Source organism: Pseudomonas sp. TE3910 (assembly GCF_056279025.1).
The window spans coordinates 3,070,535-3,082,282 of the sequence record NZ_JBWBQN010000001.1; the positions used below are offsets into that span (position 1 = coordinate 3,070,535).

8 protein-coding genes are annotated in these 11,748 nt (G+C 61.5%); 3 read left to right on the plus strand and 5 right to left on the minus strand.

Features of this window, described 5'->3' with window-relative positions:
- Positions 1-89 precede the first annotated feature (89 nt).
- From ACZ9H3_RS14070 to ACZ9H3_RS14080, 3 genes are all read left to right on the plus strand, one after another.
- Positions 90-1,430, plus strand: a complete 1,341-nt coding sequence (locus ACZ9H3_RS14070; RefSeq protein WP_476221171.1) for an alginate export family protein — start codon at positions 90-92, stop codon at positions 1,428-1,430.
- An 85-nt stretch (positions 1,431-1,515) separates the two neighbouring features.
- Positions 1,516-2,667: a lysozyme inhibitor LprI family protein gene (locus tag ACZ9H3_RS14075; protein WP_476221173.1), complete on the plus strand. Its 1,152-nt coding sequence runs from the start codon at positions 1,516-1,518 to the stop codon at positions 2,665-2,667.
- A 149-nt stretch (positions 2,668-2,816) separates the two neighbouring features.
- A complete protein-coding gene (locus tag ACZ9H3_RS14080) occupies positions 2,817-4,481 on the plus strand; it encodes an FMN-binding glutamate synthase family protein (RefSeq protein WP_476221175.1) in 1,665 nt (554 codons plus the stop codon).
- A gap of 23 nt (positions 4,482-4,504) precedes the next feature.
- On the opposite strand, the gene ACZ9H3_RS14085 is transcribed toward ACZ9H3_RS14080, so the two are convergent.
- From ACZ9H3_RS14085 to ACZ9H3_RS14105, 5 genes are all read right to left on the minus strand, one after another.
- Positions 4,505-5,794, minus strand: coding sequence for an OprD family porin (locus ACZ9H3_RS14085; protein ID WP_476221177.1), 1,290 nt, complete (start codon positions 5,792-5,794; stop codon positions 4,505-4,507).
- A 340-nt stretch (positions 5,795-6,134) separates the two neighbouring features.
- The gene (locus tag ACZ9H3_RS14090; protein ID WP_065762061.1) at positions 6,135-6,338 is read right to left on the minus strand and encodes a hypothetical protein; all 204 of its coding nucleotides are present in this window, start codon (positions 6,336-6,338) and stop codon (positions 6,135-6,137) included.
- Between the two features lie 185 nt (positions 6,339-6,523).
- Positions 6,524-7,633, minus strand: a complete 1,110-nt coding sequence (gene aguA / locus ACZ9H3_RS14095; RefSeq protein ID WP_102053666.1) for an agmatine deiminase — start codon at positions 7,631-7,633, stop codon at positions 6,524-6,526.
- Between the two features lie 57 nt (positions 7,634-7,690).
- Positions 7,691-8,569, minus strand: a complete 879-nt coding sequence (aguB, locus tag ACZ9H3_RS14100) for an N-carbamoylputrescine amidase (RefSeq protein WP_102053665.1) — start codon at positions 8,567-8,569, stop codon at positions 7,691-7,693.
- A 227-nt stretch (positions 8,570-8,796) separates the two neighbouring features.
- Complete coding sequence (locus tag ACZ9H3_RS14105; RefSeq protein WP_476221181.1) at positions 8,797-11,694, minus strand: aminotransferase; 2,898 nt, start codon at positions 11,692-11,694, stop codon at positions 8,797-8,799.
- Positions 11,695-11,748: the final 54 nt, after the last annotated feature.

Genomic DNA, 11,748 nt, shown 5'->3' on the forward strand with positions numbered 1-11,748 from the left:
TTTTCCATGGTCTTACAGCGCCCGGCGAACATTGGCATGGCGGTTGCGCACGGGCCTGCACAACAAAAACCATAGGAGCAGCCCCCCCGATGACCACGCAAACGTCCACTCCCCTGCGAACGCGCCTTGCCCTGGCACTGGCCGCCAGCGGCGTATTTGCCAGCCTGCCAGCGCCAGCCTACGAGCTGTACAACCAGGACGGCAGCGTACTGAACGCCGACCTGGAGGCGGTGTTCGGCATCATGCACAGCGAAGAAAGCTATGCCACCGCTGGCAACCGCAGCGCTGGCAGTTCGGCCTGGCGCGAGGGCTACATCAAGTACGGCCTGAGCGGCAGCCAGACGCTGGCCGACGCAGGCAGCCTGTACGGCAAGTTCAACCTGGTGAGCTCGGGCACCTGGGGTGACGGTGATGCTGCAGGCTTCACCCTCGGCAGCGAACGCCGCACAGCCGTGGAAGACGCCTACCTGGGCTGGCGCTCCGGGGCGCTGCTGCCACTGTTTGGTGAGGACGGCGTGGACATTTCCGCCGGCCGCCAACTGGTCAAACTCGGCGACGGCTTCCTGCTCAACGGCGACTCGGTGAACGTCGGCGATGCCGACCTCGGTGCCGACTTCGACCGGGGCGGCGCCTATTACCTGGCCGGGCGCAAAGCCTTCGACCAGACCGCGGTTGTGCATGTGGGCGGCACGCAAGGCTGGCGCAGTGATCTGGTGTGGCTGAAGTCAGACAACCGTGCCCAGGCCGAAACCGAGCTGGCGGCGGCCACCCTGGAGCATGTGGGTGCAGCCGGTACGCTGGGGCTGACCTGGATTCACGGGCTGGACGTCAACGAGCGCTTCGCCACCGCCGCCCAGCTTGAACGCAAGGACATGGACACCGTCAGCGTGCGCGGCAGCGGCGGGCTGGGGGTTGAAAACCTCAACCTGGCGTTCGAGTACGCCACCCAGGACCGTGACAGCGGGCGCGAGAACGCCTGGTACCTGGAGGGCGCCTGGACCTTCGCCGATGTGCCGTGGAAACCTACGGCCACCTACCGCTACAGCCGCTTCTCCGAGGCCTTCGACCCGCTGTTCTACGGTTTCAGCCGTGGCTACGGCACCTGGTATCAAGGTGAAGTGGCGGCCAACTATGCCGGGCCGTTCAACAGCAATACCGCCGTGCATCATGTCGGCCTGAAAGCGACGCCACGGGACGACCTGACGCTGGGCGCGCTGTTCTTCGACTTCGACACCCTCGACCGCGATCTTGGCAACCTCAGCGGCCAGGAACTGGACCTGTACCTGGAGTGGACGGTCAACGAGCACCTGATCATCAGCCCGCTGGTGGGCCTGTACAAACCTGAGCGCAGTGCCAGCGAAGGCGGGTTGCAGTTGGGCAACGACGACACCAACACCTACCTGCAACTGACCGTGGCGACGTTCTTCTAGCGTCCGGTGCGTGGCCGTGGCCTGGTTCACCCGGGCCACTGGCTGACGTACCATGCGTGCTTCTTCACACTCACACGGATGTGCAATGAAACGCTTCCTATGCCTTGGCGCAATGCTCGCCGGGCTGCTTGCCTTCGCCCTGCAACACACCGCCAGCGCGGCTGGGTTTGACTGCAGCAAGGCTGTCACCCTGCAGGAACAGGCCATCTGCAATACACCGTCGCTGTCCGCCAAGGACGAGCAGTTGAATGCCCTGTTCCGCCCGCTGAAAAAGCATCAGGTTTTCCGCCAACTGGGGGCCACCTGGCTGTATGAGGTGCGCAACGCGTGCCAGACGATCGGTTGTCTGGAGGCCGCCTACGACCAACAGATCAAGCGGCTGACCCCGCAGCCGCTGCCCAGGGTCGATGTTCATGCGCTGTCGCCACTGCCCGAGGGGCAGGTGTATACGCAAGTAGACGATGAGCCGTGGCAGCGCTACGTGCTGGCCGAGCTGCCGCAGGCGCCCGCGTACGTCTTCAAGCACATTGTCGACGCCGCCGTGGTCGACGGTGTGCTGCATGTCATTCTCTATGTCAGCAACAGCAATGACCGCGACAACATGTACCTCAGCGAGCGCTTCAACCACCAGACCTACGGCACCCTTTACGAATACACCGATACCCGCCCGGGCTGGCACCCGATCGCCACCCACATTGCCTTCAAGGGCTGGGAAAAAACCGGTTTCTACGATCAGGGCAAGCGCTACGCCGGGGTGGTGGACGGGGTGTTCTATTATCGCCAGCAAGAAGACAAAGGCCTGCAACAGGCCATGGCGTATACCTTGGGATCGGGTGCGGCACCACAGCCGACCGCGCAGACGTTCCAGGTGCCGTCCAGTACCGCACAGTTCGCCAAGGCCCGTATCCTGGACGACATCAACGGCAACAACAGCAACCTGACCCTGTCGTATGACGAGCGGGTTGACCGCCACAAGACCGAGCGCGTGATGGCCAACGACGCCACCGACTGGAGCCTGGTGAACCCAACCTGGAGCGAGCGCCGGGCCGTGTTGTACTTCGACAACAGCGGTGCCATGGCCTGTGTCTGGCGGGTGGACCTGGTCAACAAGGTGTTGTCCAAGATCGTCCCTGAGCATGAGGCGGTTTCGGCGCGGCCCGTGGAGCTGCTTGGCCAGGAAGCACTTGTCTACCTTGAGGAAAACCGTTTGGGTTTCGCCATCGCCCCGGTTCAGTAAGGGGGTAAACCGGCTTGCCTGCGCCAACGCCCATGACGGCTGGCCGCTTGCAAGCCCCTGCCCCTTAAAAGTGTTTTACTGAAATCGCAGGTTTTCTCCCGAAGCGCTTTCCCTATCCTAGGCAAGACGTACTCATCAGCGGAAGATCCATGAAACCGTCGCTCTACAGCCGTTATGCCTGCCTGGCAGGCTGTCTGCTTTTCACTGTCGCAAGCCTGCCTTTTCTCTCTGCCCACGCGGGCCTCTGGCCCCTGACGTTGATCACCGCCCTGCTCAGCCTGGTTGGCCTCAATGACCTGCGCCAGAGCCATCACGCGGTGCGACGCAACTACCCGATCCTGGGCAATATCCGTTACCTGATCGAAACCATCCGCCCGGAAATTCGCCAGTACCTGCTTGAAGGCGACGACGACAAGCTGCCGTTCTCCCGGGCCCAGCGCTCGCTGGTGTACGCACGGGCCAAGAACGAGAGCGCCGAGAAAGCCTTCGGTACGCTGAACGATGTGTACAAGCCGGGTTTCGAGTTCATCAGCCACTCGATGCTGCCGGTGGAAACCCCCGACCCGGCATCATTCCGCGTGGCCATCGGCGGGCCGCAGTGCCACCAGCCTTACTCGGCCTCGATCTTCAACATTTCCGCGATGAGCTTTGGTGCACTCAGCGCCAACGCCATCGGCGCGCTGAACAAGGGCGCCAAGCTCGGCCGCTTTGCCCATGACACTGGCGAGGGCAGCATCAGCCCCTATCACCGTGAGCACGGCGGTGACCTGATCTGGGAAATTGGCAGCGGCTACTTTGGTTGCCGCACCGCCGACGGCCATTTCGACCCTGAGCGCTTCGCCGAACAGGCCAGCTCGGCTCAGGTGAAGATGATCGAGGTCAAGCTCAGCCAGGGTGCGAAGCCGGGCCACGGCGGGATTCTGCCCGGGCACAAGGTCAGCGCTGAAATCGCCGAAACACGCGGCGTGAACGTGGGTGAAGACTGCGTCTCCCCTGCTGCTCACACTGCGTTCCGCAGCCCGGTGGAGTTGCTGCAGTTCATTGGCCAACTGCGCGAACTGTCCGGTGGCAAACCGGTCGGCTTCAAGTTCTGCCTGGGCCATCCCTGGGAGTTCATGGGGATCGCCAAGGCCATGCTGGCCACCGGCATTCTCCCGGACTTCATTGTCGTCGACGGCAAGGAAGGCGGCACCGGTGCAGCACCACGGGAGTTCAGCGACAACATCGGCGTGCCGATGCGTGAAGGCCTGATGTTCGTACACAACACACTGGTGGGCCTGAACCTGCGCGACAAGATTCGCATCGGTGCCGCCGGCAAGATTGTCAGTGCCTTCGACATTGCCAGTGTGCTGGCCATCGGTGCCGACTGGGTCAACTCGGCACGCGGTTTCATGTTCGCCATCGGCTGCATTCAGTCGCAAAGCTGCCACACCAACAAGTGCCCGACCGGGGTTGCTACCCAAGACCCACTACGCCAGCGGGCGCTGGTGGTGCCGGAAAAAGCCGAACGGGTGTACAGCTTCCACCGCAACACGCTGCACGCGCTGGCCGAAATGCTCGCTGCCGCAGGCCTGGAGCACCCTGAAGAGCTCAAGCCCAAGCACCTGGCGCGACGCATCAGCCCTAGCGAAGTACGCCTGTTTTCGCAGTTGCACGTGTTCCTCAAGCCTGGCGAATTGCTCAGTGGCTCGATTGAAAGCGATTTTTATGCGCGGATGTGGCGGATGGCCCGCAGTGACAGCTTCGCCGCAGACACCGGCGAGGTGGTGGAGATCCGGGCAGCCCGGAACCGCAGAGAAACAACCCCGGCCTAGGCCGGGGTTGTGGGAGACGCCAATCAGAAGATGCTGATCGGGTACTCGACAAATACGCGGACTTCGTTGCCGTCGTCGTTGTAAGTGTTTTGTTGAACACTGGTAGAGGTACGCAGGAACGAGCTGCGCAGCTTGACCGACAGGTCCTTGGCAGGGCCTTCCTGAACCACGTACTTCAACTGGTTGAAGAGTTCGCGCTCTTTACCTTCACCGTAACCGTGAGTGTTGATGTTGTCACCACGCACGTAGGCCACTTTGTAGGTCAGGCCCGGTACGCCGAAGGCGCCGAAGTCCAGGCCGTAGCCCAACTGCCAGGAACGCTCGTCTTCGGCGTTGAAGTCGGACCAGTACGAGTTGGCCAGGTAGATGGTAGAGCCACCGTCACCCACCCAACCTTCACTCTGGTAACCGCCGTAGTTGTAGCCGGTGTCACCGGTGCTGCGCTGGTGTGCCAGGGTGATCGAGTGCGGACCAAAGGCATAGGTCGCGGCCAGGCTCCAGATGGTGTTGTCACGGCCAGTCAAACCAGCGTCTTTGACAAAGTCACGGTCCATCTTCGACTTGTAGCCGTTGAAGTCCAGGGTCAGGGAGCGCTCGGCGGCGATCGGCATCACGTAGTTGATACCCAGGTACTGCTTCTTCATGACGTCTTCGACGTCGGAGCCGTACAGGGAAGCCGACAGGTTGTCGGTGAACTTGTAGCTACCACCAAAGACGTTGATCGACTTCAGGCCACCACTGTCACGACCTTCAGCGCTCTTGCGCGCTTCCTGAGTGAAGCGACCCGCGTTCAGCTCCAGGCCTTCGATCTCCTTGGAGGTGACCAGGGTACCGGTGAAGCTTTCTGGCAACAGACGCGAATCGTCGTATTGCAGCACAGGCAGTGTCGGCATCTGGTCGCCGTACTTCAGTACGGTGTTGGAGACGCGGAACTTGACCGCAGCACCACCACGGGCGAGGTTGTGCGGGGAATTGGTTTGGGCGCCGTCGCTCGGTTTGAAGAAGTCGACCCCAGCACCACCGTTGTGTCCTTTACCACCGTCCAGGCGCACGGCGTAGAGGCCAAAGGCATCAACACCGACGCCGACGGTACCTTGGGTAAAACCAGAGGAGAAGTTGCCAATGACGCCCTGACCCCATTCGATCTGGTCGTTCTTGCCATGTTTCTTGTCACGGTTGATATAAGCGTTACGCAGCAGCACATTCATGCTGCTGTCTTCTACGAAACCTTTGGCATTGGCCTGGTCATTGGCCATGGCCTGAGTCGCGGACAACAAACCCAGAGCGATCAGGCTGATCCTGGTTTTCAACATTTTATTTTCCTTATCACAAAAACAAAGACGCGCTGCGACCGGCACCAGGAACCACGCCCCCTGCGTGGGTTGACGCTCGCGGGTCTGAAAACAAAAAAGCCCCCTGCGCATAGGCACAGCGGGCCATCTATTCTGGGTACAAGGTGAATGGGCCTACAGGCGAGGGCCGAATCCTAGCGGTCAGCAGTTCTGTGTGTCAAAAATTCGTGAACAGCACGGATCAGCGGTCGATCGTGCAATTTTGACAATGGCGGGGCATGCAGCACTGCGGGGGGACACGAAGAGCAGGACAGGAGAAAACGCATCGCCGGCAAGGCAGACCTTGCCGGCGATCGCTCAGTCAGTGGTGCCAGACCCCGAGCAGCGCATCGAGCTCTGCTTCACTGATCAAACCCACCGGGTACCGCTCAACCAACAACCGACGTCGCGGATCGGTCTTCCTGACTCGATTATTTGCATTGTTTTTCAACCACTGTGCCAGTGCCTTGATCGATTCGTTATTAACGATGGACAGGCCTGAAGCTGGCTCACTGACTACATTCATATCGACACGTACTCCCCAGGGTCGTGAGCCACTAACCTACGTTAACTTTGTGACAGAACTGCGTGCTCTATCCGCTTGAAATACAATGCAAAACGAATACAAGAGCTGTGCCAGATCGAGCTCCGATCGTCGAATGACGCGCAAAAAAAAGCCCGTCGTGCGACGGGCCTTTTTACTTAAATGCTTCAGCGTTTGACCGGTGCTGGCTGCTGTTGGGTCAGGCAATGGATGTTGCCGCCACCGAGCAACAGCTCACGACCTGGCACCATGACTACCTCACGATCCGCGAACAACGTCTGCAAAATCGCTCTAGCCTCGGCATCTGCCGGGTCGTCGAAGCTTGGCGCGATGATCGCACCATTGACGATCAGGAAGTTGACATAGGAGCCGGCAAGGCGAACCGACGGGTTACGCTCCTGGCTACCGGCGACCGGATCGACACCCGCACATTCTTCCTCGGTCGCGTACAGCGGCCCGGGGATCGGCATTTTATGCACCACAAAGGTGCGCCCTTTGGCATCGCGCTGACGCTCCAACACCTCAAGCGCCGCACGGCAACGTGCAAAGTTGGGGTCGTTGGAATCATCGGTCCAGGCCAGTAACACTTCACCAGGGCGCACGTAACAGCAAAAGTTGTCCACGTGCCCATCGGTTTCGTCGTTATACAGGCCATCAGGCAGCCAGACGATGGTCTCCACCGCCAGGTGATCGCGCAGGATCGCCTCTATTTGCTCACGGTTCAGGTGCGGGTTGCGGTTGTGATTGAGCAGGCATTCTTCTGTGGTGATCAGCGTGCCTTCGCCGTCGACGTGAATCGAGCCACCTTCCAGCACGAAGCCTTCGGTCTGGTAGCGTGGGCAGCGCTCGATCTGCAGGATCTTGCCAGCCACTTGTTCATCACGGTTCCACGGTGCGTACAGGCCGCCCTCAAAACCACCCCAGGCATTGAAGCCCCAATCGACGCCGCGGACTTCACCCGTGTCGTTGATCACAAAGGTCGGGCCAGTGTCACGCACCCAGGCATCGTCATTGCTGATTTCCACCACGCGGATGTTCGGGGTGTCCAGCAGGCGGGCACAGGCATGTTCGTACTGGGCGGCCGACACGCCGACGGTCACCGGCTCGAAGCGGGCAATGGCCTTGGCCACGGCAACATGCGCGGCCTGCGCTGGCTTGCCGCCCAGCCGCCAGTTGTCCGGGCGCTCCGGCCACACCATCCAGACCTGCGATTGTGGCGCCCACTCGGCAGGCATGTGAAAGCCATCGGCGCGTGGGGTAGTGGTCAGGGTTGTCATAGTTGAACCTTTGCAAGAACTGCCGCAGAACGGGCCTGCGGCACGATAAATGGGTGATCAGGATTCCAGCGAACCGTCGAGGGTCTTCAGCGTACCGTACAGGTCCGGCCGACGGTCACGGAAGGTGCCCCAGGCGCTGCGCACATGCTCCAGCTTGTCCAGGTCGAAAGTATGCACCAGCACGCCTTCTTCGGTTTCATTCAGTTCTTCAACCTTTTCGCCAAACGGGTTGGCGATGAACGACGAGCCGTAGAACGTGATGTCGTAGCCGTCCTGCTCTTCCTTGCCGATACGGTTGCTGGCGACCAGCGGCATCAGGTTGGCGCCGGCATGGCCTTGCTGCACGCGCTGCCAGTGATCACGCGAGGTGATGCTGGCGTCATGCGGTTCGCTGCCAATGGCGGTCGGGTAGAACAGAATTTCCGCGCCTTGCAGGGCCATGCTGCGTGCGCACTCCGGGAACCACTGGTCCCAGCAGATACCGACGCCGATCTTGGCATAACGGGTGTTCCAGACCTTGAAGCCGGTATCACCCGGGTTGAAGTAGTACTTTTCGTGATAGCCCGGGCCATCCGGGATATGGCTCTTGCGGTAGATGCCCAGGTTGTGGCCATCGGCATCGATGATCGCAATGCTGTTGAAACGCGCCCGCCCGGCCAGCTCGTAGAAGCTGATCGGCAGCACCACTTGCAGTTCCTTGGCCAGTTTCTGGAAATGGACGATAGCGGCGTTGGTTTCAACCGGGGTCGCCAGTTGCAGGTAGTCGGCGTTGGGCTTCTGGCAGAAGTACGGGGTCTCGAACAGTTCCTGGATCAGGATGATCTGCGCGCCCTTGGCGGCGGCTTCGCGCACCAGTTTCTCGGCGGTGGCGATGTTGGCGTCGCGATCCCAGGAACAGGCCATCTGGGTGGCGGCGACGGTAACGATGCGGCTCATGAAAACGTCCTCGAAGGGTTGCTGGGCAAGTAATGAGGACTTTATATCCGATAAAAATCGGCTTTGGAAGGCGATAAATCAAAATAAAAGGGTGAGAGTCGCCATTTAAATCGATAACAATCGATTTAAATCTGTGTTTTCCATGTTGATCACATTGTAGAAAAACCTGCCCCCCTTGGAGGAGCAGGCTTGCCTGCGATGGGCTGCAGTGCAGCCCCAATGCGGGTTTAGAGGTCTTCTGCCAACACCTTCGCCACGCTGTCGACGAAGAAATCGACGCTTTCACGGGTGGTGCACATCGGCGGTTTGATCTTGAGGATGTTCAGGTAGTCACCGGTTGGCTGCATGAAGATCCCCAGTTCGCGCAAGCGCTCGCACAGCGCCGCGGTTTCTTCGGTGGCCGGCTCCAGTGTGCTGCGGTCGCGCACCAGTTCCAGGCCCAGGTAGAAACCGGAACCGTGCACGGCGCCCACAAGCGGATGTTTATCGACCAATGCCTGCAACCGCGCCTTGAAGTGCCCGCCGACGGTACGCGCGTTGTCCCACAGGCCTTCTTCGCCCATGACATCGAGCACGGCCATGCCGATCCGGCAACTGACCGGGCTGCCGCCAGCAGACGAGAAGAAGTAGCCCTCGGCCTCCAGTGCTTCGGCGATTTCCCGACGGGTGATGACCGCGCCCAGTGGGTGGCCGTTACCCATGCCCTTGGCCATGGTGATGATGTCCGGCACCACGCCCTGTTGCTCAAAGCCCCAGAAATAATCGCCAAGACGGCCATAGCCAACCTGCACCTCGTCGGCGATACAGGCCCCGCCCAAGGCCCTAACCTTGCCGTAGACCTGTTGCAGGTAACCCGGCGGCAAGGCGATACCGCCGGCATTGCCGTACACCGGCTCACAGATGAAACCAGCCACCTGGCGCTTCTGCGCGGTCAGGCGGTCGAGGGTGGCATCGACATCACGAACATAGTCGGCGGTGCTCTCAGCGCCACGGTAGGCACCACGGTAGGTGTTCGGCGCCATCACCGGATGTACCCAGTCTGGACGGGTGGTCAGGGCTTGCGGGTTGTCGGCAATGGAGGTGGAAATCGCATCGGTGGCCACCGACCAGCCGTGGTAGGCCTCCAATACGCTGAGCATGTCGCGGCCACCGCTGTAGGCCCAGGCCAGGCGAATCGCCAGGTCGTTGGCTTCGGTGCCGCTGTTGACCAGAAACACCCGGTCCATGCCTTCGGGCGCCAGTTCCAGCAGGCGCTCGGAGAACTCGGCAATGGCCGCGTAGTGGAAGCGTGAGTTGGTATTGAGCAACGACCATTGCCGCGCCGACTCGGCGACCATCCGCGGGTGACCATGACCGAGCACCGCAACGTTGTTGAGCATGTCCAGGTAGGAGCGGCCCTGCATGTCGATCAGGTAGTTGCGCCAGCCACGCTCGATCTGCGGTGGCTGCTGGTAATAGTGCTTCTGCGAACGGGCGAAACTGGCATCACGCCGCTCAAGCAGTGCCTGGGCATCGGCCAGTGGTTCAGCGTCGCAGGCAAACCCGAGCAATGGCTGCGGCGAGGGGCATAGCGCCAGCCAGGCCTGCGCACGTGAAGGCGTGGCGAACAGTGGCGGGCACAACCCCGGTACGCGGCACAGTTGCAGCATCAGGCCGACACTGCTCTGCCCCAGCGGCTCGCCCTGCTTGAGCGCCAGGCCATCGGCCGGGGCATCGACCACGCCCCACAACCACAGGCTGACCTGCTCACCCTGCAGGCAACCACCGCCCGCCACCGCGTGCCAGACACCGGCAAACGGCGCCTGCAGGGCCGTACCCGAGGGAACCTGCAGCTCGACATGCAAGGCGCAGGTTTCGGGTTCCTGCGGGTTATCGATATGGGTACGCGACAACCGGTATTGGCCGTGCAGCGAGCAGGCCAGCCCGCTCTGGGCGCGCAGCAGCTGCTGGTCGATGCCCGGCTGCTGCCAGTTACCGGCCTGGAAATGTTCGCTGAGTACCCCGAGGTCGACGCGGGCGACAGGCTGGCCGTTCAGGCTGGGCATTAACAGCGTGGTGTTGACCAACCCCAGCGGGGCCAGGTCATGACCCGCAGCCTGCAGGATCGCCGTTTCCATCAAGGCGAACGGCACGCTGGTTGCGACCTCGAAGATTTCCCACTCGTGGGCCAGGTTGTCCCGGCTGTAGGCATTGCCCGGATCGACGCTGACCTGCTGCTCTCCGCTCAACACCAGCACGGCAGCACGGGCCACGATCATCGGCCACAGGGCCTTGAGCTCGGCTTCAGTCAGCGGGTTGACGACCTGATACGCCTGAATGGCCGGCAGGATACGCAACGGGTCGCCTTCGGCGTGGTGCAGCAGCGCCGCGCAAGTCACCGAGAGGTCGGCAATCCGCCAGGTATGCAGCAAGTCGCCAAAGTCGATCACCCCCTGCAACTGCCAGTGGCGCTGGGCATCGCGCTGCCACACGGTGTTGTCGTCGGTGATGTCCAGGTGCACGGCCTGCTGCGGCAGGTGTTCGATCAGCGGGGCCAGGTACTGCCAGGCCTCCGTGGCCGCCGCCTGCACGCGCGCCTTGCGCGGCCCTTCGACGAGTACCGGCAATAGATGTTCGATCAGCGCCGGGGCATGCCGAGGGTCCCACTGCAGGGTACGTTCCAGGCCTGGGTGGCTGAAGTCGGCCAAGGCATGGTCGATGCGCGCACAGAACTCGCCCAGCTCAGCCATCAGCCGTGGCTCCAGGCGCTTGAGGCGGGTGAGCGACTGGCCTTCGATGTACTCAAGCAGGCGGGCACGCAGGGGCTGGCCATTCAGGCTCAGTGCCAACAGGTGCTCACCGGAACGCGCCGGCACCACGCCAGGCACCGGCAACCAGCGCTCGCGCAGGTAACCCAGGGCGGCATGCTGGGCCTGAAGCTCGACCGGTGAATAATCACCGTGGCAGATCTTCAACACGTAACGACCCTGAGGGCTGTCGAGGCGAAAATTCAGGTCTTGTTGACTGCCCAGCGACTGTAACGTGCCGGTAAGCCCATAATGTTCCTGCAGCAACTGCAGGGCCTGTGATTCGCTGACATCCGGGCGCGGTAAGCTGGATCGGTGGATAAGGGTAGTAAGCGGCATGGGGCAAGCCTCGTTTTTTTTGCTGCTTATATCGCCACCGCTTCTGCCGATAAG

Bases quoted from the DNA above. Each gene is read 5' to 3' on its own strand.
- ACZ9H3_RS14070 (WP_476221171.1), top strand. From the start codon at position 90: ATGACCACGCAAACGTCCACTCCCCTGCGAACGCGCCTTGCCCTGGCA.
- ACZ9H3_RS14075 (WP_476221173.1), top strand. From the start codon at position 1,516: ATGAAACGCTTCCTATGCCTTGGCGCAATGCTCGCCGGGCTGCTTGCC.
- ACZ9H3_RS14080 (WP_476221175.1), top strand. From the start codon at position 2,817: ATGAAACCGTCGCTCTACAGCCGTTATGCCTGCCTGGCAGGCTGTCTG.
- ACZ9H3_RS14085 (WP_476221177.1), bottom strand. From the start codon at position 5,794: ATGTTGAAAACCAGGATCAGCCTGATCGCTCTGGGTTTGTTGTCCGCG.
- ACZ9H3_RS14090 (WP_065762061.1), bottom strand. From the start codon at position 6,338: ATGAATGTAGTCAGTGAGCCAGCTTCAGGCCTGTCCATCGTTAATAAC.
- aguA (WP_102053666.1), bottom strand. From the start codon at position 7,633: ATGACAACCCTGACCACTACCCCACGCGCCGATGGCTTTCACATGCCT.
- aguB (WP_102053665.1), bottom strand. From the start codon at position 8,569: ATGAGCCGCATCGTTACCGTCGCCGCCACCCAGATGGCCTGTTCCTGG.
- ACZ9H3_RS14105 (WP_476221181.1), bottom strand. From the start codon at position 11,694: ATGCCGCTTACTACCCTTATCCACCGATCCAGCTTACCGCGCCCGGAT.